Raw genomic sequence first — 24,677 nt, forward strand, 5'->3', positions numbered from 1 at the left:
CTCAGAAGGGGCAGATCAGTGGACAGCAAGTCTTTTTATAAGCGCTTACCATGCGCGATCACGCGCCATATTCGCCAAACGAATGATCGCCGCCAGATGATCGTTCCAACTCTTCATTGCTTCGCGCTTCTCGTCCTTCCAGTCGTGGCGCTGGTAGATACCGGCGACGCCCGCGCGGGAACCTCCGACGTGATTGAGCACAGCTTCGGTCACTTCAAATCGAACGCCTAGCCGTTGAAACCCGGTTGCAAGAGTTCGTCTCAAGTCATGCAGTCGCCAGTCCGGTAACGGTTCGCGGCGTCTTGCGACATAAGCAGGTCGAGCTTGATCTTGCCTTTGCTATATCCGGTGAACCTTCCGCCCTGGAGGTCGTGAACATCCTGCCGCTACGCGGCCAGATAGCCGACCCGGCAACCTCGTCGAGGATCGCAACTGCAAGTTCGTTGAGCGGAATTCGGTTGGGCTCGCCATTCTTTGCCCGTTCGCCGGGCAGGGTCCAGGGAGATCTTTACGGTTGAGTTCCCTCCGCGACGACCTCTCTCGTCGCTGACCGGTGACGATCAGAAGGCGGATGATGGGTCCGAAACAGGAATGCGTGTTTGGCGCCGCCATCCAGATGCGGCCAAGCTCCTCGTCTGAAAGCCAGCGATCGCGAGGTTTGACCGGGGGCGGGGTTTCCAGCCTTCCATCGGACTCCGATCGATATCTCCCCGGCTGACGGCCCAGCGCAAAGGCGGCGCAAAACAGCGAAGACGTTACGGATATTTGCGATCTGCGCGCGCGGCATGCGGTCGAAGACGGCAACGATGTCGATCGCGTAAGTTGGGAAGGGCTTTGATCCCAAGACCGGCTTTACATGCAGCTCGAGGCTGCGCTTGACGAGGCGCCTCCAGCCTTCTCCAACGCAGGCCTCAGCGAAGCGATCAGAGTAATTATCGAAGGCTAGATCGACCGACTCTCGCCGTCGTTGCCGCTCTGCTTCGCCTGGATCGATTCCCTGGGCGATCAGAATAGCCAGTCGCTCCGCTTCGGCTCTGGCGGTGGCTGGCGTCCATGGCGAGCCATGGCTGCCTATCGTGTAGCGACGCGTCTTAGATTCGCGACCGCCCATTCGGAATTGCAACACGTAAGACACGGCGCCAGCTTTGGTTCGCTTTGCGCCAAAACCCTTTATGCTATCATCCCAAAGAATGTCATGTTGCCGCTCGAAATGAGAGCATCGACCGACCGTTTTGTGATCTTTCCGCTTGCCATAAATTGGTCTCCCAATACGGCGTTTCCAGCAATCACCCGGCAATCACCGTGGCGGAAATTGCCGCGTAATTGGGAAAAGATAGCATAGGGAGTGGCTATAAAAAACTAGCCTTTTCAACCCTATAGCACTCCTATATACGCCTCCAGCGAAAATACCAGAATTGCGTGGGGTTCGTTCATTCTCGGAATGAAAGCTAACAGTCTCTTATCGGTCATTTGTTGAAGTCTAAACGGACGTCGTCTTCGCCGCTTATCCTGCCCTGATCGCCGACGAACAGGCAAATTCGTGCCGGCAGCTTGCACCCGCTTGAGCAACAAGCTTGCTAAGCAAATCGCCGTTCTTCGCTCAAGTGCAGCGCAACCGGGGGAAGCGCCTCAAATTCTGGTTTGGCGAAATAAAATCCCTGGACATACCGCACGCCCATCGTTCGCAGTGCGTCGAGTTCCCCGGCAGTCTCAATTCCCTCGGCGATCACCGTCACGCCTAGCGAGTCACACATTTTGACGACCGCGTTGACAATCATGCGCCGCGGCATGCTTGTATCCAGTCCCCGGATCAGCTCCATATCGAGCTTGATGATGTCCGGCTGGAAGCGGGCCAATAGGTTCAAACCCGCGTGCCCCGCTCCGAAATCGTCCAGCGCGGTTCCGAACCCCATTTGCTGATATGTCGCGATTATGTTGGCCACATGGTCAGGATCGACCATTTCCTCATTTTCGGTAAATTCGAAGATCAGGCGGTTGGTCGGGAAATCAACCTTTTTTGCTGCTTTGAGCGTCACTTGGATGCAAGCCGCAGGCGAATACACGGCATTGGGCAAAAAGTTGATGGAAAGGCGCGCGCCCATCTCAATCAGCCCCGCCGCCGCTGCGGTTTCGATGGCTTTGACGCGGCACTGCTGGTCGAACGCATAGCGATTGCTGTCCGATACCTGCGAAAGCACGCTCGCCGCGCTTTCTCCCGCCGGTCCGCGAACCAGTGCCTCATATGCAAACGGAACGCCATCGAGGACGTCGACAATCGGCTGGAAAGCCATCGAAAACTCAAACGCGAGTTCGGTACCGTCACGGCCCAGCGCATGGAGATTTGGAGGACTTTGTCACGCCCTTGCTATTACAGCGAAATCTTAAGAAACCGCTCGTGGTTGCTCCACTGCGACCCATCGATCTTGGGCAGCTTTGCTCGTCTTCTGGCGACAACCTGCCGGTCCGCCATTCGGCCAAGTCAGGTCCATTTCGATTCTACCTCCATGCTTGCCGATGGGATCAAGGCCGTGGCGAAGCCCCATAATTGCTCTTCGCGACGCTGGACCGAGTAAGGGGAACTACGGATAGGGTTGTTCCGCGCTCTGGTTCATAAGCGGCTGGATAAATTTGGCAAATGACCGAGCCGCATTGAAGCACGAAATTGAATGTCCACGGCTGGAGCGGGTATCTCAAAACCCGGACGGGATTCAAATTCAGTGTCCCTGGGCGTCAGCGTGCGGCTCTGTCCGGGCGATGCTCCGCTCGTCCCGTCGAGCGGAAACCGCCGCTCCCGGTTGATGCATGATCGATCTTGGTGGGTCGGAGGATCGCGAGATCGCCGTGCATATAACCATCGCATTAAGGAGCGAGATTTGGATAACCGCAACAAGGTGAGCGAGGCGCAGCTCGAGCGCCTGATTCCAAGCTTTTACGCGCGCGTCCGCGACGACGCGCTAATTGGTCCGGTGTTCCACGGCGCGATCGGCGACTGGCAGCAGCACTTGGGAAAGCTCGTCGACTTCTGGTCGTCGGTGATGCTCACCAGCGGTCGCTACAAAGGCAGTCCGGTGGCAGCGCACCTTAAACATCTGTCCGCAATAACACCGCCGATGTTCGATCGCTGGTTGATGCTCTGGGCCGAAGTGACTGCCGAGTTGATGCCACCAATCACTGCCTTCGCGCTCCAAGACAAGGCGGCGCGGATCGCCGAAAGCCTCAAGCTCGCACTATATTTTCGCCTCCCGCCGGTGCAGGGAACCCACCCTGGCCGACCCCCACGCAGTCCTGAAAGGACTCACGATGACGAATACGATTCTGGTCCCCGACAAGCTCGCCCTCGCGACCGAACGAAAGGTCCAGCCCGCGGTGCATCACAAGCCGACCGGATTCTCCGATCGGTTCGCGCTCGGTTTCACCAAGCTTTTGCGCTTCAGCGCCGACAGGTTGTTCGCCAAACGCTACGGCCACCGAGCGATCGTTCTCGAGACGGTCGCAGCAGTGCCGGGCATGGTCGGCGCTATGCTTACCCATCTGAGTTGCCTGCGCCGGATGCGCGACGACGAGGGCTGGATCCGGACCTTGATGGAAGAGGCCGAAAACGAGCGTATGCATCTCATGACTTTCATCGAAATCGCCAAGCCCACCTGGTTTGAGCGCATGATGATCCTGTCCGTCCAAGGCATATTCTTGGTGGGATTCTCGATCCTCTATCTCATCTCGCCGCGTACCGCTCACCGCGTTGTCGGCTATTTCGAGGAGGAAGCCGTCACCAGCTATACATTGTACCTCCAGGAGATCGATGAGGGCCGGTCGCCGAACGTGGCCGCTCCTGCCATCGCCAAGCATTATTGGAAGATGGCGGATGATGCCAAGCTGCGCGATGTCGTATTGCTGGTGCGCGCCGACGAGGCGCATCACCGCGACGTCAACCATGGTTTCGCAAACCAGCTAAATGGCGGGTCGGTCGATCAATCGCGGGTCGCAGCCTATCCCGACCACGCTACCGATATCCGGTTGCATGCTCGAGATGCGTGACGGAATTCAGGCTCGCGGAATGCGTTGCGCTGCGGCCGAGGCCCGGTCTGCTCTGTGATGACCGGCGCACCGGAACCGTACAAGTGCACCCCCATTTTTGACGAGGCCACGCTTCCGGCCGGGCTTCGCGGGGAGCATCGTACGAAGGTCGGCGTCTGGGGCGTCATTCGGGTGCTCGAAGGCCGGCTTCGCTACCGGGTTCTTGATCCGGTTTCTGAAACCATCCTCGACACCGAGCATCCGGGGATCGTTATTCCGGACCAGCCCCATTTGGTCGAAACGATTGGCCCCGTCCGCATGGTCGTCGAATTCTACGATCGGGAGCCGCAGATAGCCAGAACAGGAGCCTGAGCCATCCGCGTTTGATTGCGGCGCCGCTTTGCAACAATGCCCAGAATAGCGTAGCAAGGTCTCGCTATCCGGCCTCCAGAAAGGCTCGCCATGCAGTTTTCACGATTGCTCTTCGTATTGACAACGACTCTACTGTGCGCATGCGTGCCTGCCGAGCGGGACGTTACCACTTCAAATTCGGCTGCCCGAGCGCCTGCGCTGCAAACTCAGGACGCGCGCGCACTTTCTTTTGTCGAAGAGCGATGTAGCGGTTGTCATGCATTGCGCCCGGGCGTTGAGCCGCCCAATTCGCAGGCACCCAGCTTTGTGGCCGTCGCTAATGATATGGGGTTTACCCAAGATACGCTGCGCGAATTCTTTCGCGACGGACACGACACACCGGATGCGATGTCGATCATGCTGACCAGAGAAGAGGCTGAGATGGCCTCCGCTTACATCATGTCACTTCGCTCTCCTCGCTGACACGACGCGATGGCTTTCGCAAAATTGACCGATTGGGAGCAGTTCCGGCGAAGCGGGGACTAGCCGTGAGGCTCACCGGAAAACGCTGTGATTGCCCGATTTTCAATTGAGCGGGGATAGGACAGCCATCCAATACGTGATCGCGCCGGACCGAAAGTTCGGCGAGCATGCGAGAAATTGGTGCGCGCAGTTCGAGATCGCGGTTCCGACCAGTCGCCCGATACCTGCCGTCAGCGCCATGGCCAAGGCGCCCCAGAAAAGGACGCGCGCCACAGGATAACGGGGCCGGGATCCGCCCGCCGCCGCCCCAACTCATCCGAGCAGGACGAGAAACAGGAGCGACGCGACCGCCTCGCCGGGGACAAGTAAGGTCTGGGGAAGCAGGGCTGCCGCGACAACCGGCGGAAGGGCGCCCAGGGTGAAGGTGCCGGCGGAGGTGAACGCCGCATTGATCGGCCGCGCCGAGGTCATATCGCTAATGTGAAGCTCGTCGCGGGCGTGGGTGCCGAGCGCACGAACGCGGTCATCTGCGTGGCGACGGTTCTCGCGATATCGGCATCGAGGCCGCGTGCCCGGTAAATGCCGGCAAGTTCCTCAAGGTTCGCGTCGGGGCTTGTGGCCAGTTCAAGCCGTTCGCGTCCGAGGTCCGCTTGCTCGGTGTCCGACTGCGAACTCACCGAAACTTATTCTCCGGCCGCCATCGACACTGCACCGGCCAAAAATTGCGGCGATACCCGCCACAAGGATTGCGGAGCGTGGCGCGCCCGATGCGGCAACGGCCATGATCAGGCTCGCGGTCGCGACGATGCCGTCGTTGGCGCCATGTACGGCGGCACGCAGCCCGCCGATGCGCGAACAAGATGGCTTTCGCCTTGGCTTCTCATGCCAGCGGTTTGGCTTCGGCCGGTTTGATCGCGACGCCGTCGACAAGATCCTCGACCATCAGGGCCATCAGGCCGACTTGCGAATGCACATCGGCCTTGGCGTAAATGCGCGCGAGCTGCGCCCGGATCGTCCCCGATGCCGCGCCGCGGAGGCGTGCAATTTCGGCAGCATCGAAACCTTTGAGCGCGAAGAGCGCGACATCGGCCTCGGCACCGGTCAGTTGCCAATCGAGAAACCGCTGCCGGATAAGGTCCGCCATGGCGCCGCGCGCCGTTGCGACGCCCGTCTCGTCGAGTCGGGCGCGCAGGATCAGCCAGCGCAGCTGGAGCGCGCCGAAAACAACGCCGGCGATAAGCGCGACGGTCGCGCCCGTTTCGACAAGCAGGTGAATGCTCCAGCCATCATCGCCGATGTCGCCAGCGACGTCAGCGATGAAGAAGATCGTTGCCAGAGCCTGGAGGATCACCAGAAAGGTGGTCGCGACCGCCCGACGTTCCAGCGCTCTGCGTCTTTGCTGCATGGCCACGGTTTACGCGCGCCCCGGCAACATAGCCAACAGGATTTCCCGGCCGCTGCGGCGCGTCTCGAAGACCACCCCGGCGATATGCAGCGCGATCAGAACGTAGAGCAGATTGACGGCCGTCTCATGTACCTCTTCCCACTCGCTTTCCTCGCCGCCCGCGCCTTCGGTCGCTTCATCGGCATCATGATCACGCCGTTCCGCGAGAACCTTCTGGGTAACCTCGTCCGACCGCTCCGCTCGATCAAGGAAAGTCGTTGAGGGTGGCCCCGCCATTGCTATTCCGCTGGCGATGATGACCCCGAGCATGCTCCAGATCGCATAGACCATCAGCGCGCCGAGCGGATTGTGCGAGCGATGAACCTCCTTTTTGCCGGCCCTTATGTCGCGCAGGTGGCCCAGCGCCCGGCCGGGGCTCAGGGGGAAGGCCGAGAAGCGGGCCTCAGGGGGGCCTATCGATCCCCACAGTAGCCGAAGCGCGAGGATGGCGGCCAGTGCATAGCCGACCCAGATATGCGTGCCGGATCCTTCCTCGGTGACCAGCGCGTTGGCGAGGATGGCCGTGACAATCGACCAATGCGTAATTTTTACGACAGGATCCCACCTTCGGCGCGTGCGAACAGGTTGCTTGGCAAATTCATCGGAATCGAGACTGGGCGAGACGGTCATGATCTTTTCCTTCGTTGCTCGAAGCATCTGACCATCATGAGAGACCCCCGCCATTGGCGAACCGCTTATTATCGCAAATGTAAGCATTTGCTTATGTCGGCGCCTCGTTGCACGAAATTTATCGACGCAGATTCGTCGGTTAGCCGCCTAATGATCCCAGAAGCCGACCGTCTCCCACCGGCCCAGTTTCGGCTGACTAACTGGCTGTTTTCGATACGAAATTGCAAGCGCACGGTCCGCCAGATCAGCTTATGATCCTGTCCACCTGCGGCTGCAGACGAGGACTAACCGAGAGAATGATCGGAATGACGATGAGATAGGCGGTCGCCCATGACCGCAACCATGTTGCGACAAAACTACCAGAAAAAGCCGAGGTTAATAGCGATGAGGAAGAGATGCTATGGAGACAAAACGAACCCCGCCTAACTAACGGATAGCGTTGCAGCATCGCTTGGTCTGAGCACGGCCGACTCCAAGAAGACTGTCGCCACTGTTGTTGCCGCGATTACCGATGCGGCGGCCATCGGGGACGAATTTTCGGACGATGGATTTGGAAAATACGAGGTAGGGCAACGCCCGCGCTTGAAGGCCGCAATCCTTCGACCGGCGAACGGCAGAAAGATCATCGTAAACACCATGCCGATGATCAGCACGACAGGCGGAGCTCTCAGGCGGTCTTCGCGCCTGTATCGGCAGGTTTGAGCGGTAGGATCGCGATCGCGCGCGTGCCGGGACGGGCGCTCTCGGGATGCGTCTGCTCATAGCGGATCTCGGCGCGGTGCGGCCGCGCGAGCGCGGCAATAAGCTTTGTGCCGAGCCCCGTACCACGCGCGGCGGCGCCTTGGGGCCAGCCGGCACCATCGTCTTCGACCGTCAGCTGGACGCTCGCATCCGTCGTTGCGAGACGGATGCGGACTTCGCCGGGGCCACCTTCATAAGCATATTTGCAGGCGTTGCTGACCCACTCGTTGACGATCATGCCAAGCGCCACCGCCTTGTCAGTCGCAAGCTTCAGCGGCGCGGCGCTTGCGCGGACCCGCTGTTCGCACGCTTCGGTCGACCAGGTCGCGGCGAGATCGGCGGCAAGCGCTTCGAGATATTCGTCCATCGCCACATATTCGACATCGTCGCTCGTGTAGAGGCGCCGGTTGACGTGGGCGATCGTCGCGATCCGCTGCTGCGTCTGCTGGAGCGCGTCGCGCGCAGCGGCGTCGGTGAGCATGCGTGCCTGAAGCGCGATGAACGACATCACCATCTGGAGATTGTTCGCGACGCGGTGATTGACCTCCTTGAGCAGCGCCTCGAGCCGCGCGTTGCTGATCAGAAGATCCGCCTCGGCGCGCTCGCGGTCGCGGCGGAGCTGCGCGCGCTCGAGCACCTGCTCGAAGCTCGACGCCAGGAGGTCGAAGAAATCCTCGCCGACCGACTTGACGACATAATCCTCAGCGCCCGACTTCAGTGCGGCAACCGCGATCCGGCTCTCTTCGGAGCCCGTTACATAGACGATCGGCGGACAGGCGGGGAGGGCGCGCAGCGCCTCGAGCGTCCCGAGCCCATCCATTCCGGGCATATAATGGTCGACCGCGCAGAGGTCGAACGCCCCCGCGGTGACCATCGCGACGCCCTCGGCGCCGGTCGCAGCAAGGCTCACCTCATAGCCCTTGCGGGTGAGCGCGCGCGAGACGAGGCGCCTGATGCCTTCGTCGTCGTCGATATATAATATGCGCGTCGGCGCCATTCTCAGACGGGATCCGGGTCCGGGACCTGGATCACCGAGAGGAACAGGCCAAGCTGGCGGATCGCATCGGCGAAGCTCTCATAATTGACCGGCTTGGTGATGTAGACGTTGCAGCCCAGATCATAGCAGCGCTGGATCTCGATCTTGTCGTCGGTCGTCGTCAGCACCACGACCGGCGTCCGGCGCAGCGCGCTGTCGTCGCTTTTGATTTTGGCGAGAATATCGATGCCGCTCATGTCGGGCAAGTTAAGATCGAGCAGGATCAGCGCCGGGCCGTTGCGCACCGGGCCGTCCTCGGCGTCGTAAAGGAACGAAAGCGCGCTGCCGCCATCGGTGAAATGGTGGATGCTGTTCGAGATGCCCGCGCGGCGGATATTCTTCTCGATGAGCCGGGCATGACCTTCGTCATCTTCGATCATCACGATATTGACTGCCTGATGATCACTCATCGTTATTTTCACCTCGCCATTCGCTCGGCAAGATCAGGCGAAAAGCCGATCCTTCGCCGAGCGCCGATTTCACTTCAATGAATCCGCCGAGGCGATAAGCGAGCGCCCGGGCATGCGCAAGCCCGATGCCTTCGCCCGGCTGATCCTGAGTGCCCGAGCGGCGGAACAGGTCGAAAATCCGCTCATGGTCGCGCGGATCGATGCCGCGGCCATTGTCCGCGACTTCGACCACGACCCGGCCATAATCCTTGCGCCCCGTAATGGCGATGATGCCGGGCACGCCGGGTCTCAAATATTTGAGCGCATTCTCGACCAGGTTCGAGAGGATCTGCTCGACCGCGACGCGGTCGTTGACGACGCCGGGCAGCGGTTCGATCGTAAGGATCGTGCCGGTCTCCTCGATCCGGTGATGGAGGCTGTCGCTGATACCGTGCGCGATCGCGGTGAGGTCGAGCGTCTCGGGCGCGAGGGTCCGCCGTCCCTGCCGCGAAAGTTGCAGGATCGCATTGATCAGCCGGTCCATCTTCTGGGTCGAACTGCGGATGAAGCCGATGGCCTCGGGCAGATCCTCTTCGATGGCAAGGCGTGTGTCCTTGTCGGGCGGGGCCCAGCCGTCGCGATCGCTTCTTTCGGCATAGCCCGCGATTGCCTTGCGCGCCGCCTCGAGCTCGGCGGTGAACCCCATGACATTGACCAGCGGCGAGCGCAGGTCGTGCGAGACGATATAGGCGAAACGCTGGATCTCACTGTTGGCGCGCTGGAGTTCGGCGGTGCGCGCGTCGACGAGCTGTTCGAGGCCGAGGTTGAGATTGGCCAGTTCCTCCTGTGACGCGCGAAGCGCCGCGAGATTGCGGCGGATGAGAAGGAGGGTGGCGGCAGCCACGACGAGGATAAGCAGACCGGTCGCTGCAAGCATTGCGGTGAACAGGAACTGGGTCTGTTTCTGGCGGGCTTCGCGTTCGCGCAGCAGCTGGAATTCCTCGGCCATCATCGTATCGACGATCCGCCTTGTCTGTCGGACATAGCCGACTCCGGTATCGTTCATGAAGCCTGCCAGCATGGCGCGCCGCGCCTCGTCGGTCAGGCCGATGGAGCGTTCGTGATAGCCATGATAGGCGCCGAGCAGCGCCTGCATGCGCGCCACGCGCTGCTGCTGCCGTGGATTGTCGCGGGTCAGACCGGCGAGTATCGTGAGATGTCGCCGGGCGCTGGTCTCGGCTTCGTCCATGATCGTCTGAAAAGCGGGTTCGCCGGTGAGCAGCAGACCGCGGCGCGCCGTTTCGAGCCGCTCGTTCGCACTGGCGAAGGCGCCTAGCCGGGCTTCGACCGCGAGCGTATGCGAGACGAGGGCAGAACTGGCTTCATTGTCGCGCTGAACCCAGAACACCGCGGCTGCGGCCGCGAGCAAAGCAATGAACCCAGTGCCGAGGAGCGTCAGAATGATACGGTTCGCCCGCGTGTCGCGGCCAAGCGGGCCGACCATTTTCGTCGCCATATGTTCCTGTTCCCCAGAGTGGGACAAAAGCCCGCAGCATTCACTCTTACGGATGGGCGTTCGCTCCGCAAGTTCAGCTGCACATTATGACTGCACGCCCTGCATTTTGCCAGTCTCGCGAGGGTAAAATTCAGCGGCACCAATCGATGCTGATGAGGGCAGCGAACACGAACGCCGGCGCTTCGAAGCCAGTCGCGGGCCGCGACATAGGATGGGCTGGCGAAGAGGACAGCGACAAGCAGCTCGGGTTCGGACACGCCGCGAATGCACGTCCATTCCAAGATAGACGCGGGGCTGCTGGGCCGATCCGTTGTTCGGCGGAAAGATCGGAAGGTGTGGTGCAATCGCTTATGATCGGTCTTCATCGATCGCCGGGACGCGTGCCGGGCCGCGACGCGGTCGCAGCCCGGCTTTGCGAGGCAAGCGGATCAGCTCTTGCCGCCGTCCTTCTTGTCCGCTGATTTGTCAGACGACTTGCCTCCCCCCGCCTGGCTGCCGCTGCCGCCCTTTTGCTGCTGCTGGCCGCTCTTGTCGGAGCCGCTGCCCTGCTGCTTGGCGCCGCTGGACGCGCTTTTCTTGTCCTGTGCCATGCTGACTTCCTCTCACTGCTTGCCCGGAATGGGCAGCTAAGAGACGAGCCCACGGAGTGGATGTTCCGGCTTTCGCTCCCAAGTTAACCTGCGTCATATCGATTGTTCGCTACGGGCTCCGCCTTTGGCACTGGCCGCCATCCGCGCGAGCTTTTAATCCCTTGCCGCGTCCCTGAGCCGCGCCGACGCGGGCTTCTGGACGGGGAACAAAAGCTTTTGCAATCGCACGACGGACGCGTGAATTCAGCGCGGAGACCGCGCACGGATCGGCATATAGTCGCAGGTGAATTCAAGCTCCTTCACAAGCGCGCCCGGCGTGAGATGAATATGGAGCGCGTGCTCGCTTCCCGCGGCGCCGATCGCGAAGGCCTGCTCGGCCTCGAACATGTCGTCGCGGTGCGCCTCGCGCCAGCCTCTCACGCTCGCCAGCGCGCGGGCCTTGGCCTTGGGGACACTGTCAGCGACAACGAAGACATTCATGTGTTTCTCGAGAAATTCGCCCGGCGCATAGCCGCCGAGGTTGACATAATAAAGGCGCTCGGGCCCGAGGAAGGGCTCGGGCTTCAAGGCCACATCATAGCCATCGGCATGGTCGATCACCGCCCAGCAGTCGATATGAAGGCTCTTGGGGACACCCCACCACTGGCGGCGCAACGCGTCATAGGTCTCGGTGAGCGAGGGCGCGGCGACGAAGCGCATGTCGTGCAGCTCGATATTGGCGCCTTCGAGTTCGCCGCCGACATAGATAGCGAACAGCTTCATGCCGCGACCGCCGGTTGGTCCGCCTCCCCACTGCCGCGTTCGATGGCAGCAGCAAGCTGCTCTGCGACGACAAGCCCCATCTCATGCGAACTTGTGATCCCCTGGATGAAAGGATGGCGGCCGAGCAGGAAGGGGAGGCTGAGGCAGAAGAGCTGGTCCGCGGGAATATCATCCGAGATCGGGTGAAACCGGTCGTCGATCGCGATGCCGCGCGATTCCGCCGAAGGCGCAGCAGGCTGCGCGTCGCGGACGATGCCTTGGTCGAGCAGCGACGGGAAGGGGAAGGCTTTGGCATGGAGCGGCCGCTGTCCGGTTGCTTCGATGAAGACGGGAAAATCATGGCGTTCGCCGTTTGCCGAGACACTGGCACCGCCTTCGGGGCGATGGCTGTCGATCTGGTAGGCGTCTCCGATTGCGATCACGTCGAGTTTGCCGGCGCGGTGCAGTGCGAGCATCCGCTTGATCGATTCATGCGGCACCGTCGCATAATCGTCGACGAACACGGGTTTGAAATGCTTTGCGAAGCGCCGATATTCCTCCGCATCGAGATGCGGCACGATGAGCGCGAGCACTTCGTGCATCCGCAGGATCGCGTAGCGCCACGGCACCGTATATTCGGCCGCATAGTTGCGCGCCGCCTCGGCAAGGTTGGCCTCCGCCCAGTCGAATGGGTCGGTGTCGGCGCGGGCCGCGAAATAGCGTTCGCAAAAATCTTCGAGCTCGGCTTTGGCGATCCCGATGTCTTGCGCATAGTCCGGATCCGCCACCATCAGTTCCTGTTTGAACAGAGCGAAGGCAGGATCGAGGAGCAGGCCATCGGCGGCGATGAGCGCGTCCATGGCTTCAGGCGTACAGATCGCGAGCGGCTCATATGGCAGCGGCGCGAAGAAATCCGCTTCGGGAAGGAGGCCCTTGCGCGACATCATCGTCATATGAAATTCGCCGGTGCCGCGAGCGGGCACATAGGTGAGGATGCCGTCGTCGTCGTCGATAAAGTCCCCGTTCGCCACCGCCAGCGCGACCGCCGCATCGATCGCGCTCAGCGACGTGCCCCTGATGCCGACCCGGGCAGGCGGAATCGCAGTCAGCGCCGTCGCCGGCCAGGGGCTGAGGAAATAGCCGGCACGAACCTGCGGGTCCTCCGGCCATTGATGCCCGGTCGCGAGCACGACATGATCGAAGCGGGCTTCGCTCGTCTCGCCGCTGCGGGCGCGGACGGTAAGGCACATGGCATCGGGCTCGCTCACGGCATCGACGACGCGGCAGCGCGTGCGTACATCGACCGCGATGCCTTGACCGCGCGCGCGTTCGAGCAGCGCCTGGAACTGGTCGTAGAAATATTCGCCAAGGGCGAGCCGTGGATAGAAGGTCCGTTCACCGATCTCGGCGGGGTCGATTCCCAGATCCACGAGGCGGCCTGGCGCTTGCGAATTCAGCCACTCGATAAGCGTTTCTTCAAGCGGCGGTATCTCGATACTCGCGATATTCGAAAGCATCGCGGGGTCGTTCCAGCCGGGGCGATACGGCGTTCCACGGCCCGCCGTGGGTTGCGTTTCGAAAATCGTCAGCGCGAAGGGCCGCGGCTTCCTGTTCAATAAGGCATGGAGGGTGTAGATGGTGGTCGGACCGGCCCCGACAAAAGCGATCTGCGATGTCATGCGACTGCAATGCGCCGGACGCCGAAAGGGTGCGCGCAATCGCAGCAACATGGATCAACTTTCCCATTTCATGGCGATTGCCGATCCGAAGGCTGATTGCCTAAAGCAGCGAACCAATCCGCGTAAGGCGTGCCGCGCGCCATGTGCCGATTGAAGTCGGGCGTTCCGTCGTCCCACCAGACCGGCCCCCGTTCGCCAAGAGCACGCTTTGTCCGGTCGACTTCGGCGCGCGCCGCGCGTTCGGCCAGCGTATCGCCCGATCCCTTGGCAGCGGCGATCGCGCGGCGTGCTGTCATTAACCGGTCGACCAGATGGCTGCGTTCGGCATCCCCGAGGCGCGGATCGGAACGCCGCCACAGCCGTCCGCGGACGACGAAATAGCGCCCGTCGGGCGTGACGGGATAACTAGACCTGTCCGTATCGGAGATTGGCATCGCGGCGCGGTTTCAGCCGCGCCAGCGCAGCGCGGCGAGCTGCTTGCCGCGTTCGCGGCTGAAATCCGCGAGGCAGCCAAAGCGCGCCATCACCTTCATCGAGCCGCCGGCATATTCACCGCCCGCAATCACGCACTGGGCGTCGCGATATCCGAACCACGCGCGCTGGCTTGCGAGAAGCGCGGCCGCGTAACCGAAGCCGCCGCCGCGCGAGCGATCCGCACTGTCGCGCTTTTTCATGAAGCTGTTGGCCGCAGTCCATTCGCGCGCTATCGCGGCGTCTGCAGATTTGTAGCGCTGATCGGCGGTGCGTATCACTTGCGCCTGCGTCTGCTCGCCGGTGGGCGTGGCTGCGAACGCCAACGCCAGCGCAGAGGCTTGTTTCAGCATAGGGGCTCCGATCGAACCGGTCCATTGTGCCTGGGGCGTGATCCCGTTTTACGGCGCCGGCAGTTTGACTTCGGGAAGCGCCGCGATCTCGGACTTTGTCATCGTGGTCACCAGATCGGTGTCATCGCCTTTCACCATTGTCTTGAGACCGAGGATCGGGACATGAACATAACGGTCGGGATTGCTATCCTCGATTTCGACGAGCAGGCGATCGACCTTGTCATCGGCGCCGCGCACGACCTGCGCGACATCGCCCAGTTCCTTGCCGTCGGCGCCCACCAGATCCGCATCGAGCAATTGTGCTTCGCTAAGCCCGAGCGCGGCCGGGACGGGGCCGGCAACGGTTGCGCTGGTTTCAGCCGCCTTTTCAAGCTTATCCTCGGCGGCGTCATCATTGTCTGAACAGGCCGAAAGCAGCGCCGCCGAGCAGCCAAGAAGGAAGAGCGCGCGCATGTTTTGATCCTTTTTTGAGCCAGGCCCCACTCAGGGAAGCTTGCGTCCGCCGCGTCCAAAGACGAAGCCCAGTACGAGAAGGACCACCGCCACAACGAGGAGGATCTTGGCAAAATCGGCCGATAGCCCGGCGATGCCGCCGAAGCCGAGCAGCGCCGCCACCAGCGCGACCACCGCAAAGATAATTGCCCATTTGAACATGTATTTTCTCCCTTTTATGGACGCGCGCTGTCGCAACGAAAAATGCGCCCGAATCTGGCGGCCAAGGCCGCCAATTCATCCTGTCCGGATAAACGGTCAACGCCGGTTTAGAACGAAAGTTCCTGCCGAAATCCCGGCAACGGCGGCGCTAATGGCGCGTTGATCGGCCATCGGGGGGACGCCTATCGCTCGGGCCATACGCGATGCAGCTTTTCTCCTTCTCCGCCTCCCCGCCTTTCCGGTCGGTGCGGCCGTACGCGCTCGCATCTGCCCGGGACAGCGAGCCCGGGGCGGCGGAAACGCTCTGAAGCACGATATCTTCGCCCTTTCCCTGGTGGGCCGTTTGCAGCATCGCGCAATGGCCGGATGGCCTCCAGCCGCGAAGTGGCAACACGGCGTCCGCGTAGCGCGATGCCGGCTTGACTACGGCCACAGCGCGCTAACCCGCGGTAGCTTTTGCCGGGGCGACCGCTTCGCGCCGAAACCGCCAGGATGGCCGCCGCCCGCGCTGCGCATCGGCCACGCCTCTTGAAAGACGTGCCTTATCCGGGTTGACGGCCGTGCATTGCCGCAACGACGAGTCCATTGCTGGTGCGGCGATTCAACCTGGGTTTGGAGCCGGGGGGTTAGCTCGCCTCGAATGCGCTGTCGGGGATCATCTGCCCCGACTGCCGGGGCGTAATCAGCCGGTCGAGGTTGAAGCCCTGCGACTTTGCCAGCGCGAGGTAGTTTTCGACCGTCTCCGTGGGTAGCGCGGCGGTGCGGGCGATCAGCCAGAGATGTTCGTGGTCGGGCGTGCCGACGAGCGCCACCGAATAATCGGGTGCGACGCCAAGGATCCAATAATCGCCCTGCGTGAAAGGAATCCAGCGAAGATATTCGGGGAGAAAGCTGACCTTCAACTTCGCATGGCTTGCGTCCTGCGGCACCGCGATGCCGATCGAGCGATCGGGCTTGCCATCCTTGTCGAGGCAGCGGTTCTCGACCCTGATACGTCCGTCGGCGGTCTCGCTATAGGTCGCGCTGATGTCGCTCGCGTCGGCATCTTCCCATTCGAGCGGCAACCGGCAAATTTCGAACCAGTTGCCGAGATAGCGCTGAAGATCAATGCTCGGCACCGCGACGACATCCGTTTCTGAACCTTGCATATTGTTTTCCATGCTTGGGGAAACTTCGCAGGGCCTGACTCGTTCCTTTCCCGTCGGACGCGCGACGATCGCGCACGCGTGTGCCGATTGCTCGGCGTTCGGCCGCGCGAGGGGAGAGCGACTTGAAATTTTTTACGCTGATCATTGCCACCGGATTGACCCTTGGCGCTTGCCAGGGACCCGCGGCGCAAGCGGGCGCCGACAAGGACAAGGCTGCCGCCGAGGCCGCCGGCCAGACCTATGACGGTGACGGCCCGAATGAACGTATTGGCGCCGCGCGCGACCGAGCGGCGGAGGCGGCAGAGGATGCGCGCGAGGCTCAGGCCGAAGCGATCGAGAAGGAGCGCGACAGCATTCGCTCGGCGGCCGACATTGAGGCCGAGCGCCTGGAGCAGCAGGCGGAGGCGGTGCGCAAGGCGGCCGACCAGCGCGCCGATGCGGTCACGCAATAGGTCGCTCGGCGATAGGCGGCCGCGTCAGTTCGACTGGCCGGTCATCCCCCGGCTTTGGGCCCAGCCGTAAAGATCGGCGATCATTCCGCGCTCGGTCTCTGCCTGGAGGAACACGACAACCGCCGTCTCCGCCTCATGATCGATGAACCGCATCGTTGCAAAAGTTTGACCATCACGCTCGGTGTCGCCGCCCTCGATCGCGTCCGGCCAGATTTCAATCGTCCGCACTTTCTCCTCCCTTCTGTGGGTCAGACTCAGCGAATGATCCGAAAATGCCGCGACGGAAAAATGGTTGCATCCCCGGCCAAAGTGGGCGCGAGAGCTGATTGGTTGACGCTTGCCGGTGAAGGAGGGCGGGCGGCCTGCGCGACGCGGCTTTGCGCAGCTCGACCCCGAGTCCCGCGTAGCCTGTATCAGCGCAGCTGGCTGTCCTTGCTACCGCGGCGATTGAATCCGGGAGGCCGTAGCGCGCCGTCGCGTTTGGACTGGCAAGCTACGCAGGTGCGAATTCCCGGAAGCGCCTTGCGCCGGCCCTTCGGAATGTCTTCACCGCAATCGTCGCAATAGTCGGCGCCGTCGCCTGCCGGCTGGCGCGCACGCGCGCTTTTTACCGCGTCCGAAACGGTATCGTCGATCTGATCCTGCACCGCGCCATCGCGGGCCCAGCCGTTGGCCATATCCTGTCTCCGACAGGATAACGCCCATGCTGGGTATAAGCTCCCGGATGCGCAGCTCGCGCCCTTAATCGCTTGAGCCTGGAAGCTTTTATAGCCCGGCCTTTTCGAGCGCGGCGGCGAGTTCAGCGTCCATTGCGCCGCTGCCCTTCGCGGTCAGACGATTGAGCACGGTCTGCACGCGCTTTTGCGCGACTTGTAATGTCTTGTGCCGCACTTCGCGGATCTGGTTGGTTCGCCAGGACCGGCTTTCGCCGAGCAGCGCCGACCATTTGGCTTCTTCGGCGGCGAGCACTGCAAGTGCCAGCCGCAGGCCATCGCGCTGGCCATGAGCATGTTCTTCCGACATTGCACACATCTATAAGAAATCATGGTCCCACGGCAATGGCGCGTCGGCAAAGCGATGGCCGACGGGAGACCTCCACGCGACGCACCCCTAAAACCCGCGCGCGTCTTTTCATCTCGGCCGACAAATGCGCCAGCACTTTTTCTGCCGCGACCGGTTTGCAGAAGATGAGGACATCGACACCCGCCTCGCGCAAGGATGATGGCAAACCGGTTCCGGTCTGGACGACCAGCGGTTAGTCCATCGCGATAAGCCGCAGCGCGACGGGGAGCAAACACTGGAGTCCGGTGACGACCAAGCCCCCCCCCAAAAACCCCGCCCACCAAAGACCACCCCCACAGTTTGCGGGAGGGTGAAAGAAACCGAGAAGGGGGGGAAAGACGGGCCGTGATATCACGGCGGTGGCGGCGAGGAAGGCGAGAGCTTGCTCGCGCGTCAAGCCGCATGAAGGCGGGACCAGGGCGCCGCTTTGAATTTCTGCGCTGGGCCGGCGGGTATGAGTTAATTCCAGCCGTGTTTGTGCGAGGGAGGCTTCGAACAAGCCCATCGCGCCCACAACGCAATGGCTTGCCAGGGCTTTGCCGCCGACCGTGTGGTGCGGCACCGGTCTGAAACGCTCTTGGTGCGCTGCAAGCGCTGGCCGGCAAGGTCGAGGGAACAATGGGCCGCATGAGGAATTTCTGAGGTCGCGATGGCTGCAAGAAAGGCCTCGGCCGGACGCAGTTTCGAAGCGCGGAGAGAGGACAAGAGCGGATGGCCGAACGACAGGGTGAGCCGACGCGCAATGATGATGCGCCCCTGGAAGGGGGCTGCGCATGCGGCGCGGTGCGCTATCGCCTGGAAGCGGCGCCCTATGACACCGGCTGGTGCCATTGCCGCGTTTGCCAGCGTGTATCGGGTTCGGGCGGGATGGTGTTCACGACGGTGCACCTTATTCAGTACCGCGTGGTCCAAGGCGAGGACGATGTCGGCAGCTTTGCCTCGACGGACTTCGGCACCCGCACCTATTGCCGGCAGTGCGGATCCCCGCTGACGATCCATGTTCGCCACCAGCCGGACGAAATCGACATTGCGGCGGGAACCCTCGATGATCCAGAGGAGGTCGCACCGAGCTTTCACATCTATGCCGCGGAAGCGCCCAGCTGGATGCCGATGATGGCATTCCTGCCTCGCTACAAAGCGCTGCGGCCTGATACGCGCGGGCTCAAGGAAGGTCAGACGGAAGTTGGCTGAGGAAAATCTCGGTTGTTCCATTCGTTCTAAGACTGCGGGCATGGCCGCTTGCCGTCGCGACACTGAAATGAACCCATGCACAGATATATCTTCATAGTTGAAGACGACCCGCTCGTTGCGATGATGCTCGAGAATTATCTCGACGCGATCGAGCGGCAGACCGTCGGCTGCGCCGAGGATGTCGCGAGTGCGCTCGCAGCCATTGCGGAGCTCAGCTTCGACGCCGCGATCGTTGACCTACATCTTGCCGGCGGTGAGACCAGTGAGCGCGTTGCCGCGGCGCTGAAGGCCGCGAACATTCCGTTTATCATGACAACGGGTTCGGGTGTGAGTAGCGATGCCGCTTATGACGGGACGCCTTTTCTTCTGAAGCCCTTCACGCTCGCGAGCCTTGAGGCGGCCCTGTCCGAGCTGCCTGGAACCTGACCGCAAAAAAGACGCCCGCCAGATCGGGATCGGGCGGGCGTCAGATGAAGATCTCTGGTTTCCTGAAAGGAAAGAGCTCTCCTGGGTCGCCCGGCGCGGATAGATCCACGAGGCGGCAGATAATTGTACCGCAGCGCCAAAAACGGACTTGTCTCGAAATGCGACAGTGGAGCTTGCAGGCGGTCGGCCCTGCAAAGGCGCACGCTCGCTGGCCGCGGCAAAAGTGCTAGATGCCATGCGAGGCCGCGCTCGTGCCTTGGCAAGGCACGTCTCACCGCAGGGAACAGCCGGCGGAAAGATTTTGTTAACCCTGTGGGGAGCACGTCGTGAGCGGGGGGCACAAAGCGGCGAAAGCCGCGCGAATGGAGCGTTCGCTGTGCTTGAAATCAATGGTGGTCGGCCAAAATCGGTCATGGGTCCGCTTGGCCCCCTCACCCTGGACGACTTGCCGTCGTCCATCACCACCCATTGGGTCAGTCGCCGCAAGGCCGAGCTTCTGGCGGCCATCGATGGCGGATTACTCACGGTCGAAGAGGCCTGTGGCCGATACCGGCTCAGTCTGGAGGAACTTGCGGCGTGGCGGCGATCGGTTGACCGCGCCGGAATAGCGGGGCTGCGAGTCACCCGGCTCCAGCAGTATCGAAAACCCTTCAGTGACTGAGTTTCGGCCGTTGCCGCGTTTCCAACCTTCATCAACAGCGCCGAGCAAGACCGAGCGAGCCTGATCGCCCGATCGCGCCGTGCCTTTTCCGTCGCGCATGGCGATATTGAGGAAGCGCCTTTTGCCGAGTTTCCGCGGCTCGCCGACGCTTTCGGCGACGCTCTCGGCGATCAGAGGATGTGGTGGTGGTGGCAGCGCTCGATGACGCTGATCGTGTCGATCGCTCGGGTCAGGGTGTCGAGCGGGATCCCCCGGCAATGGGTTTGCGGACTTACGCGCGGCCGTGCTTACTGATAGCGCAAGGTTTTCTCGAACCCTTCATTGGCCTTTGTCATCTTTGCCAGTTTCCGGAGGTGACCGCGAACATTTCGGTGGAAGCGCGCATCGTCGTAGATGCCCGTCGCGGGATAATCCTCCTGCGCGGCCAAGCTCTTGATATGCGCCGCGAATGCTGCCTGCTCATTTATGGAGTCCGCGCGTTTAAGCGCTCGGCAGACCCATTCCTCGGCCGCCGCCTTGTCATAGTCATCCTGCGCGTCATAGCCGCGCCGGTCGGCGGCCGCCTGATCCAGCTTCGAAGCCTCGAAGCGGCGCTCCAGCCAATTGCGGACCTGCTCCCCATTCCATGCTTTGTCCGGATTGTTTACCATAAGGCTCTCCAAGTGATTTCAGCTCCGCTCAAAGAGCTGCCGCATCGGGCAAGCCTCAGCCTAGAGCCGAGGATGTGAAGGGCTCGTGGCGGGCAGGGACTTTGCCGCGAGCGGGCGAAGCGGGGAGCGATCTGGACGTCGCGCGATCAGGAAGCAAGCTTGAACGCGTCCGCCACGAAATCGCGGCCCAGCCGCAGGCCGACCGGGTCGACGCTATGGGCGACCCCAAAGGCAATATGGGTCGTGACGGCGACGCCCAGCCGTTTGAGCTCGCTCTCCGCCATATGCAGCGCCGCGATCGGGACCACCGGATCGGCCGTACCATGGACCAGCAGCACCGGCGGTTTGGAAAAGTCACGGTGCGCCAGCTCGGCGGCCCCGGTGAGCATTCCCGAATAGCCCACGACCGCCGCGACCGTTTGCGGTCGGCGCAGCGCGACATGAAGCGCCATCATCGTCCCCTGGCTGAAGCCAACCAGCGCGAGATCCGCCTCGGTCAGTCCATATTGCGCGAGCTTGCGGTCGATGAAGGCGTCGATCGCCGGCGCCGCTGCAGCCGCGCCCGCCGCGAGCGCCGACGGTGAAAATCCCGACAGCCCCCACCACTGATATCCTGCGCCCATCATTCCGCAGCGCTGCGGCGCATGCGGCGCGAGGAACAGGGTGTCTGGAAGCGCATCCTGCCATTGCGGCGCGAGCGATATCATGTCGGTCCCGCTGGAACCGAAGCCGTGGAGGAGCAGCACGATCTTGCGGGGCGCTGCTCCCGAGCGCGGCTTCAGGCTGGCGCCATTGACGATCTTGGACAAGGATGGGCTCTTTCAATTCATGGAGGCGACCTGCTTGCCCGGCGGCGAGCGGCGAAATGGCGGTCGATTCTGCAGCTTCACGTGTTTCATCGGTCTGTGTGGCCAAGGCCTATTCGAGCGAGACCGGCGGTTCGGACCGCGAAGCGCTCCGCTCGAAAAATATTCGAGCAAGCCATATCGGTAGCCAGGTCCGAACATCAAGCCCGGTAGCACTCTTATGCAGATCGCCCATCGACCAACGTCATTGGTGTCGCGTGTCCCTGGCAACCCGCCGCGGCCTTCGGCGTTGATCCGTCATGCAAGGCCTGTTTTCATGACCCCCCGCTGGCCCGCTACCCTCTGGGTCGTCCGTCACGGTCAGAGCGCTGGCAATGTCGCGCGCGATGCCGCGCACGCGGCCCGCGCAGCGCGGATCGAGCTCGACCACCGCGATGTCGATGTGCCGCTGTCGAAGCTCGGAATGGAGCAGTCGCGCGCGCTCGGCGAATGGTTCGCGGCGGGCGAAGAGCATGGCCGACCCGAGATCATGCTCGCCTCGCCCTACGTCCGCGCGGTTCAAACGGCCGAGATTTTCCGCAAGTCCGGAGGATGCGCGCCCGATGAGAAAATCTGTATCGACGAGCGGCTGCGCGAAAAGGAGTTCGGCATCCTCGACGGGCTGACCCGGTTCGGCATCGAGGGTGTGCATCCTGAACAGGCGGAGTTTCGCAGTCTGCTCGGCAAATTCTATCACCGCCCGCCCGGCGGCGAGAGCTGGTGCGATGTCATCCTGCGGCTCCGTTCGCTGCTCGACACGGTTTCGCTGCATTATGGCGGACGCCGGGTGATGATCGTCGCGCACCAGGTTGTCGTGCTGTGCCTGCGGACGATCATCGAAAATCTCGGTGAGGCCGAGATCCTGGCCATTGATAAGGAGGGCGATGTGGCAAACTGCGCGATTACCGAATATCGCTTCGACCCCGATGTCGGCCGCGACGGCAATCTGGTGCTGGCACACTATAATGTGACCGCGCCGATGAAGGACGAAGTGCCGGTAACCCGGGAACCCGATGCGATGGTCGCCGCTCGTGGCTGACCCAGTCGCGCTCGACACCGCCTGGCTCAAGGCCAACCCGCTGCCCGACCATCACGACAATATCGACAAAAATGGTCGAGGGCGCGTGCTGGTGATCGGCGGGTGCCGCCGCGTTCCCGGCGGCATGTTGCTGACCGCCGAAGCGGCCTTCCGTGCGGGCGCCGGAAAGGTGACGATCGCCACCATTGCCTCAGCTGCGATCCCGATGGGGATCGCCTTTCCTGCGTGCGCGGTGGTGGCGCTGCCCGAGACCGAAAGCGGCGAGATCGCGCCCGAGAGCGCTGACCTATTGATCGCCGAACTGGCGCTTCATGATGCGATTGTTTTCGGTCCGGCAATGATCGACGACGACATCGTCGCCGCGCTGCTTGCCGCGCTCCTGGCCGCGCTGCCGGACGATCTGTTCCTACTCCTCGATGCCGCCGCGCTCCGCGCCGCGGCGGCACATGCCAATACGATTTCCGCCCGTGGGAGCCGAACCATATTGACCCCGCACGCGGGCGAACTTGCAGCCCTGCTCGGGGCAGACAGGGACGCGGTGGCGCGCGATCCGCTCACGGCGCTGCGCGAAGCGGCCGGACGCTACGGCGCGGCGGTCATGGTCAAGGGGGCCACCAGTCATCTCATGGCCGGCGACACATGTCTCGCTTACGCCGGAGGCGGGCTGGGCCTTGCCGTCAGCGGGTCGGGCGACGTCCTGGCGGGCCTGATCGCCGGACTAGGCGGGCAGGGCCTCGGTCCGCTGCAAGCCGCCGCCTGGGGTATTTGGCTTCATGGCGAGGCCGGGCGCCGTTTGTCGGAAACGATGGGGCCGATCGGATATCTGGCGCGCGAACTCGCGCCGCTTGCGCCGGGACTGATGCGCGGGGTTCGATAAGCCGAGGCAAAGGCTCTCAGTCATTGCCGTGGCTCCGTGATCGCCAAGGCCAGCCGGCACAGAACCGCGCCGTTCGGCGCGCGAACGTGAAGACGCGCATCACGCTTCCGAAAGCGCAGCAGCTACTCCTGACCGGCGATAGCGACAGAAAGGCCTGTTAGCGCTTTTGGCCCCTGGTCGCTGCCAGCAGCCGCTTGATGTGCGCCGCCACGCTTTCCGGGTCATAGGGCCGCTTGAGATGCGGCCCCTCGTCGCATAGCTGGCCGGCGGCCTTTGCCGCCGCGTCGACGTTGCCGGCCAGCACCACCTCGACACCGGGATGATGGTCCTTGACCCAGATCCGCAGCTCGAAAACATTATAGCGTCCCGCGAGGTCGGCGTCGGCGAGCAGCGCGTCGATCTGCAGCGTGCCCTCCTCGAGCGCGATGACGACCTCGTCCGACGTCGCCGCTTCAAAGACCTTGTAGCCGCAATGCCGCAGATATTCGGCGAGCGCGTTGCGGACGAGGACGTCGGCGTCGGCGACAATCAGGCACTGTGGATCTGGGGTACCGTCTGCCATGGATCTCCTATCAGCCGGGCGATCAAGCCGGCGAGCGCTTCGAAACTATAGGGCTTGGTGAGAAATTCGTCGGCCGGATGAGATTCGGATCTGAGCAGGTCCGCCGAACACACGATGACTGGCCGAGCGGGCGCCAGCGATTTGGAGCGGCGCGTCAGATCCATCCCGTCGATGGTGCCAGGCATCCGAACATCGGTGACGATCAGATCGACGGCCTGTCCCGTCAGGAGGATGGCGAACCCTTCGTCGCCATCCACCGCTTCCAGCACCTGATATCCCAGTTCGCGAAGCGAGTCGGCCAGCATGAAACGGATGAGAAATTCATCCTCCACCACCAGTATCGTTTGTGCGCCCACCTTCGGTCCTCATCCACTCTGCGAAACCAGCGAATCCGGTGGAACCCGCACCCGTCGCGTCGTGGATAGAAGCTAAACGTCTGTGGATAAAGGCGGGTTCCGCTAAAGCGGCCGCGATATGCGCTGATCATCGTTCGGCGCTCTCGTCGCGAAGTCCGGAGGGCAGGGCGGTGTCTTCGACCAATCGGCCTGCCGCCACGACAGGCCAAGGCGAGCGCCTGTCGCCATCCGCTGCGATGATCCCAGGGCAAACAGCGGCCAGCGGCGCGTCTCTGCCGCGTCTCGCTTTTCGGGCGATCGTGATAGCCGCAGGCCT

General features: G+C 62.4%; 34 protein-coding genes and 1 pseudogene. 10 read left to right on the plus strand and 25 right to left on the minus strand.

Features of this window, described 5'->3' with window-relative positions:
- Positions 1-45 precede the first annotated feature (45 nt).
- From IPF76_RS08170 to IPF76_RS08180, 3 genes are all read right to left on the minus strand, one after another.
- Positions 46-213: a hypothetical protein gene (locus IPF76_RS08170; RefSeq protein WP_293702464.1), complete on the minus strand. Its 168-nt coding sequence runs from the start codon at positions 211-213 to the stop codon at positions 46-48.
- Between the two features lie 295 nt (positions 214-508).
- A complete protein-coding gene (locus IPF76_RS08175; protein WP_366499344.1) occupies positions 509-1,135 on the minus strand; it encodes an Arm DNA-binding domain-containing protein in 627 nt (208 codons plus the stop codon).
- Between the two features lie 442 nt (positions 1,136-1,577).
- The gene (locus IPF76_RS08180) at positions 1,578-2,291 is read right to left on the minus strand and encodes an EAL domain-containing protein (protein ID WP_293842256.1); all 714 of its coding nucleotides are present in this window, start codon (positions 2,289-2,291) and stop codon (positions 1,578-1,580) included.
- A gap of 1,009 nt (positions 2,292-3,300) precedes the next feature.
- Between IPF76_RS08180 and IPF76_RS08190 the strand changes: the two genes are divergently transcribed.
- From IPF76_RS08190 to IPF76_RS08200, 3 genes are all read left to right on the plus strand, one after another.
- The gene (locus IPF76_RS08190) at positions 3,301-4,035 is read left to right on the plus strand and encodes an alternative oxidase (protein WP_293842259.1); all 735 of its coding nucleotides are present in this window, start codon (positions 3,301-3,303) and stop codon (positions 4,033-4,035) included.
- A gap of 57 nt (positions 4,036-4,092) precedes the next feature.
- The gene (locus IPF76_RS08195) at positions 4,093-4,386 is read left to right on the plus strand and encodes a DUF1971 domain-containing protein (RefSeq protein WP_293842262.1); all 294 of its coding nucleotides are present in this window, start codon (positions 4,093-4,095) and stop codon (positions 4,384-4,386) included.
- 90 nt (positions 4,387-4,476) lie between these two features.
- A complete protein-coding gene (locus IPF76_RS08200; protein WP_293842265.1) occupies positions 4,477-4,848 on the plus strand; it encodes a hypothetical protein in 372 nt (123 codons plus the stop codon).
- A gap of 195 nt (positions 4,849-5,043) precedes the next feature.
- Here IPF76_RS08200 and IPF76_RS08205 read toward each other — a convergent pair.
- From IPF76_RS08205 to IPF76_RS08220, 4 genes and pseudogenes are all read right to left on the minus strand, one after another.
- A pseudogene (locus IPF76_RS08205) lies at positions 5,044-5,631 on the minus strand (VIT1/CCC1 transporter family protein); the annotation flags it as partial.
- A gap of 97 nt (positions 5,632-5,728) precedes the next feature.
- On the minus strand, positions 5,729-6,253 hold the full coding sequence (locus IPF76_RS08210; protein ID WP_293842267.1) for a helix-turn-helix transcriptional regulator: 525 nt from the start codon (positions 6,251-6,253) through the stop codon (positions 5,729-5,731).
- Between the two features lie 9 nt (positions 6,254-6,262).
- The gene (locus IPF76_RS08215; protein WP_293842270.1) at positions 6,263-6,922 is read right to left on the minus strand and encodes a cytochrome b/b6 domain-containing protein; all 660 of its coding nucleotides are present in this window, start codon (positions 6,920-6,922) and stop codon (positions 6,263-6,265) included.
- 244 nt (positions 6,923-7,166) lie between these two features.
- The gene (locus IPF76_RS08220; RefSeq protein ID WP_293842273.1) at positions 7,167-7,370 is read right to left on the minus strand and encodes a DUF2798 domain-containing protein; all 204 of its coding nucleotides are present in this window, start codon (positions 7,368-7,370) and stop codon (positions 7,167-7,169) included.
- Positions 7,371-7,378: 8 nt separating this feature from the next.
- Here IPF76_RS08220 and IPF76_RS20740 point away from each other — a divergent pair, with 8 nt between their 5' ends.
- Positions 7,379-7,624 (plus strand): hypothetical protein, encoded by a 246-nt coding sequence (locus IPF76_RS20740; RefSeq protein WP_366499414.1) that lies wholly within the window; start codon positions 7,379-7,381, stop codon positions 7,622-7,624.
- On the opposite strand, the gene IPF76_RS08225 is transcribed toward IPF76_RS20740, so the two are convergent.
- From IPF76_RS08225 to IPF76_RS08275, 11 genes are all read right to left on the minus strand, one after another.
- The gene (locus tag IPF76_RS08225; RefSeq protein WP_293842276.1) at positions 7,590-8,660 is read right to left on the minus strand and encodes a response regulator; all 1,071 of its coding nucleotides are present in this window, start codon (positions 8,658-8,660) and stop codon (positions 7,590-7,592) included. The genes IPF76_RS20740 and IPF76_RS08225 overlap by 35 nt on opposite strands.
- Before the next feature lie 2 nt (positions 8,661-8,662).
- Positions 8,663-9,109 (minus strand): response regulator, encoded by a 447-nt coding sequence (locus tag IPF76_RS08230; RefSeq protein WP_293842279.1) that lies wholly within the window; start codon positions 9,107-9,109, stop codon positions 8,663-8,665.
- On the minus strand, positions 9,102-10,604 hold the full coding sequence (locus IPF76_RS08235; protein ID WP_293842282.1) for a sensor histidine kinase: 1,503 nt from the start codon (positions 10,602-10,604) through the stop codon (positions 9,102-9,104). Before IPF76_RS08235 ends, IPF76_RS08230 begins: the two co-directional genes overlap by 8 nt.
- A gap of 428 nt (positions 10,605-11,032) precedes the next feature.
- Positions 11,033-11,194, minus strand: coding sequence for a hypothetical protein (locus tag IPF76_RS08240; protein WP_293842285.1), 162 nt, complete (start codon positions 11,192-11,194; stop codon positions 11,033-11,035).
- Between the two features lie 243 nt (positions 11,195-11,437).
- Positions 11,438-11,956, minus strand: coding sequence for a DUF1543 domain-containing protein (locus tag IPF76_RS08245; RefSeq protein WP_293842288.1), 519 nt, complete (start codon positions 11,954-11,956; stop codon positions 11,438-11,440).
- The gene (locus IPF76_RS08250) at positions 11,953-13,614 is read right to left on the minus strand and encodes an FAD/NAD(P)-binding protein (protein ID WP_293842291.1); all 1,662 of its coding nucleotides are present in this window, start codon (positions 13,612-13,614) and stop codon (positions 11,953-11,955) included. The genes IPF76_RS08245 and IPF76_RS08250 overlap by 4 nt, the downstream gene beginning before the upstream one ends.
- 68 nt (positions 13,615-13,682) lie before the next feature.
- Entirely contained in the window at positions 13,683-14,048 is a 366-nt protein-coding gene (locus tag IPF76_RS08255; protein ID WP_293842294.1) for a hypothetical protein, read from the minus strand.
- Between the two features lie 12 nt (positions 14,049-14,060).
- Positions 14,061-14,438 carry a lysozyme inhibitor LprI family protein gene (locus IPF76_RS08260; protein WP_293842297.1) on the minus strand — a complete coding sequence of 126 codons (378 nt, stop codon included), beginning with the start codon at positions 14,436-14,438 and terminating at the stop codon, positions 14,061-14,063.
- A 48-nt stretch (positions 14,439-14,486) separates the two neighbouring features.
- Positions 14,487-14,891: a PRC-barrel domain containing protein gene (locus tag IPF76_RS08265; RefSeq protein WP_293842300.1), complete on the minus strand. Its 405-nt coding sequence runs from the start codon at positions 14,889-14,891 to the stop codon at positions 14,487-14,489.
- A 30-nt stretch (positions 14,892-14,921) separates the two neighbouring features.
- Entirely contained in the window at positions 14,922-15,092 is a 171-nt protein-coding gene (locus IPF76_RS08270) for a DUF1328 family protein (protein ID WP_293842303.1), read from the minus strand.
- Between the two features lie 626 nt (positions 15,093-15,718).
- Positions 15,719-16,240 (minus strand): lipocalin family protein, encoded by a 522-nt coding sequence (locus IPF76_RS08275; protein WP_293842305.1) that lies wholly within the window; start codon positions 16,238-16,240, stop codon positions 15,719-15,721.
- A gap of 122 nt (positions 16,241-16,362) precedes the next feature.
- Here IPF76_RS08275 and IPF76_RS08280 point away from each other — a divergent pair, with 122 nt between their 5' ends.
- Complete coding sequence (locus IPF76_RS08280; protein WP_293842308.1) at positions 16,363-16,692, plus strand: hypothetical protein; 330 nt, start codon at positions 16,363-16,365, stop codon at positions 16,690-16,692.
- A gap of 24 nt (positions 16,693-16,716) precedes the next feature.
- On the opposite strand, the gene IPF76_RS08285 is transcribed toward IPF76_RS08280, so the two are convergent.
- The 3 genes from IPF76_RS08285 to IPF76_RS08295 all read right to left on the minus strand — a co-directional run bounded on the left by IPF76_RS08285 (position 16,717) and on the right by IPF76_RS08295 (position 17,715).
- Positions 16,717-16,920: a hypothetical protein gene (locus IPF76_RS08285; protein ID WP_293842311.1), complete on the minus strand. Its 204-nt coding sequence runs from the start codon at positions 16,918-16,920 to the stop codon at positions 16,717-16,719.
- Positions 16,921-17,105: 185 nt separating this feature from the next.
- Complete coding sequence (locus tag IPF76_RS08290) at positions 17,106-17,369, minus strand: DksA/TraR family C4-type zinc finger protein (protein ID WP_293842313.1); 264 nt, start codon at positions 17,367-17,369, stop codon at positions 17,106-17,108.
- Between the two features lie 88 nt (positions 17,370-17,457).
- Positions 17,458-17,715, minus strand: a complete 258-nt coding sequence (locus tag IPF76_RS08295; protein ID WP_293842316.1) for a hypothetical protein — start codon at positions 17,713-17,715, stop codon at positions 17,458-17,460.
- A gap of 750 nt (positions 17,716-18,465) precedes the next feature.
- Here IPF76_RS08295 and IPF76_RS08300 point away from each other — a divergent pair.
- The 3 genes from IPF76_RS08300 (at position 18,466) to IPF76_RS08310 (ending at position 20,032) form a co-directional block, all read left to right on the plus strand.
- Entirely contained in the window at positions 18,466-18,945 is a 480-nt protein-coding gene (locus IPF76_RS08300) for a GFA family protein (RefSeq protein WP_293842319.1), read from the plus strand.
- 75 nt (positions 18,946-19,020) lie between these two features.
- Entirely contained in the window at positions 19,021-19,371 is a 351-nt protein-coding gene (locus IPF76_RS08305; protein ID WP_293842322.1) for a response regulator, read from the plus strand.
- Between the two features lie 376 nt (positions 19,372-19,747).
- Positions 19,748-20,032: a DUF1153 domain-containing protein gene (locus tag IPF76_RS08310; protein WP_293842325.1), complete on the plus strand. Its 285-nt coding sequence runs from the start codon at positions 19,748-19,750 to the stop codon at positions 20,030-20,032.
- A 287-nt stretch (positions 20,033-20,319) separates the two neighbouring features.
- Here IPF76_RS08310 and IPF76_RS08315 read toward each other — a convergent pair whose 3' ends face one another.
- Entirely contained in the window at positions 20,320-20,682 is a 363-nt protein-coding gene (locus IPF76_RS08315) for a hypothetical protein (RefSeq protein WP_293842328.1), read from the minus strand.
- A gap of 146 nt (positions 20,683-20,828) precedes the next feature.
- On the minus strand, positions 20,829-21,491 hold the full coding sequence (locus IPF76_RS08320; protein ID WP_293842331.1) for a dienelactone hydrolase family protein: 663 nt from the start codon (positions 21,489-21,491) through the stop codon (positions 20,829-20,831).
- 313 nt (positions 21,492-21,804) lie between these two features.
- On the opposite strand from IPF76_RS08320, the gene IPF76_RS08325 reads away from it, so the two are divergent.
- Both IPF76_RS08325 and IPF76_RS08330 read left to right on the plus strand, forming a co-directional pair.
- Positions 21,805-22,566: a histidine phosphatase family protein gene (locus tag IPF76_RS08325; RefSeq protein ID WP_293842334.1), complete on the plus strand. Its 762-nt coding sequence runs from the start codon at positions 21,805-21,807 to the stop codon at positions 22,564-22,566.
- Positions 22,559-23,443 (plus strand): NAD(P)H-hydrate dehydratase, encoded by an 885-nt coding sequence (locus IPF76_RS08330; RefSeq protein ID WP_293842337.1) that lies wholly within the window; start codon positions 22,559-22,561, stop codon positions 23,441-23,443. Before IPF76_RS08325 ends, IPF76_RS08330 begins: the two co-directional genes overlap by 8 nt.
- Positions 23,444-23,600: 157 nt before the next feature.
- Here IPF76_RS08330 and IPF76_RS08335 read toward each other — a convergent pair whose 3' ends face one another.
- Positions 23,601-24,005 (minus strand): response regulator, encoded by a 405-nt coding sequence (locus IPF76_RS08335; RefSeq protein ID WP_293842340.1) that lies wholly within the window; start codon positions 24,003-24,005, stop codon positions 23,601-23,603.
- Positions 23,972-24,361 (minus strand): response regulator, encoded by a 390-nt coding sequence (locus tag IPF76_RS08340; RefSeq protein ID WP_293842343.1) that lies wholly within the window; start codon positions 24,359-24,361, stop codon positions 23,972-23,974. The genes IPF76_RS08335 and IPF76_RS08340 overlap by 34 nt, the downstream gene beginning before the upstream one ends.
- Positions 24,362-24,677 lie beyond the last annotated feature (316 nt).

The organism is Sphingopyxis sp. (genome assembly GCF_016704835.1).
Lineage (GTDB): Bacteria > Pseudomonadota > Alphaproteobacteria > Sphingomonadales > Sphingomonadaceae > Sphingopyxis.

What these genes read in the sequence shown, in the direction of transcription:
- IPF76_RS08225 (WP_293842276.1), bottom strand. Translation starts at nt 8,660, where the DNA reads ATGGCGCCGACGCGCATATTATATATCGACGACGACGAAGGCATCAGG.
- IPF76_RS08290 (WP_293842313.1), bottom strand. Translation starts at nt 17,369, where the DNA reads ATGGCCAACGGCTGGGCCCGCGATGGCGCGGTGCAGGATCAGATCGAC.
- IPF76_RS08240 (WP_293842285.1), bottom strand. Translation starts at nt 11,194, where the DNA reads ATGGCACAGGACAAGAAAAGCGCGTCCAGCGGCGCCAAGCAGCAGGGC.
- IPF76_RS08295 (WP_293842316.1), bottom strand. Translation starts at nt 17,715, where the DNA reads ATGTCGGAAGAACATGCTCATGGCCAGCGCGATGGCCTGCGGCTGGCA.
- IPF76_RS08335 (WP_293842340.1), bottom strand. Translation starts at nt 24,005, where the DNA reads ATGGCAGACGGTACCCCAGATCCACAGTGCCTGATTGTCGCCGACGCC.
- IPF76_RS08245 (WP_293842288.1), bottom strand. Translation starts at nt 11,956, where the DNA reads ATGAAGCTGTTCGCTATCTATGTCGGCGGCGAACTCGAAGGCGCCAAT.
- IPF76_RS08230 (WP_293842279.1), bottom strand. Translation starts at nt 9,109, where the DNA reads ATGAGTGATCATCAGGCAGTCAATATCGTGATGATCGAAGATGACGAA.
- IPF76_RS08210 (WP_293842267.1), bottom strand. Translation starts at nt 6,253, where the DNA reads ATGCAGCAAAGACGCAGAGCGCTGGAACGTCGGGCGGTCGCGACCACC.
- IPF76_RS08305 (WP_293842322.1), top strand. Translation starts at nt 19,021, where the DNA reads ATGCACAGATATATCTTCATAGTTGAAGACGACCCGCTCGTTGCGATG.
- IPF76_RS08315 (WP_293842328.1), bottom strand. Translation starts at nt 20,682, where the DNA reads ATGGTAAACAATCCGGACAAAGCATGGAATGGGGAGCAGGTCCGCAAT.
- IPF76_RS08215 (WP_293842270.1), bottom strand. Translation starts at nt 6,922, where the DNA reads ATGACCGTCTCGCCCAGTCTCGATTCCGATGAATTTGCCAAGCAACCT.
- IPF76_RS08180 (WP_293842256.1), bottom strand. Translation starts at nt 2,291, where the DNA reads ATGGCTTTCCAGCCGATTGTCGACGTCCTCGATGGCGTTCCGTTTGCA.
- IPF76_RS08250 (WP_293842291.1), bottom strand. Translation starts at nt 13,614, where the DNA reads ATGACATCGCAGATCGCTTTTGTCGGGGCCGGTCCGACCACCATCTAC.
- IPF76_RS08270 (WP_293842303.1), bottom strand. Translation starts at nt 15,092, where the DNA reads ATGTTCAAATGGGCAATTATCTTTGCGGTGGTCGCGCTGGTGGCGGCG.
- IPF76_RS08220 (WP_293842273.1), bottom strand. Translation starts at nt 7,370, where the DNA reads ATGCTGCAACGCTATCCGTTAGTTAGGCGGGGTTCGTTTTGTCTCCAT.
- IPF76_RS08275 (WP_293842305.1), bottom strand. Translation starts at nt 16,240, where the DNA reads ATGCAAGGTTCAGAAACGGATGTCGTCGCGGTGCCGAGCATTGATCTT.
- IPF76_RS08195 (WP_293842262.1), top strand. Translation starts at nt 4,093, where the DNA reads ATGACCGGCGCACCGGAACCGTACAAGTGCACCCCCATTTTTGACGAG.
- IPF76_RS08235 (WP_293842282.1), bottom strand. Translation starts at nt 10,604, where the DNA reads ATGGCGACGAAAATGGTCGGCCCGCTTGGCCGCGACACGCGGGCGAAC.
- IPF76_RS08200 (WP_293842265.1), top strand. Translation starts at nt 4,477, where the DNA reads ATGCAGTTTTCACGATTGCTCTTCGTATTGACAACGACTCTACTGTGC.
- IPF76_RS08300 (WP_293842319.1), top strand. Translation starts at nt 18,466, where the DNA reads ATGGCCGAACGACAGGGTGAGCCGACGCGCAATGATGATGCGCCCCTG.
- IPF76_RS08260 (WP_293842297.1), bottom strand. Translation starts at nt 14,438, where the DNA reads ATGCTGAAACAAGCCTCTGCGCTGGCGTTGGCGTTCGCAGCCACGCCC.
- IPF76_RS08325 (WP_293842334.1), top strand. Translation starts at nt 21,805, where the DNA reads ATGACCCCCCGCTGGCCCGCTACCCTCTGGGTCGTCCGTCACGGTCAG.
- IPF76_RS08265 (WP_293842300.1), bottom strand. Translation starts at nt 14,891, where the DNA reads ATGCGCGCGCTCTTCCTTCTTGGCTGCTCGGCGGCGCTGCTTTCGGCC.
- IPF76_RS08255 (WP_293842294.1), bottom strand. Translation starts at nt 14,048, where the DNA reads ATGCCAATCTCCGATACGGACAGGTCTAGTTATCCCGTCACGCCCGAC.
- IPF76_RS08190 (WP_293842259.1), top strand. Translation starts at nt 3,301, where the DNA reads ATGACGAATACGATTCTGGTCCCCGACAAGCTCGCCCTCGCGACCGAA.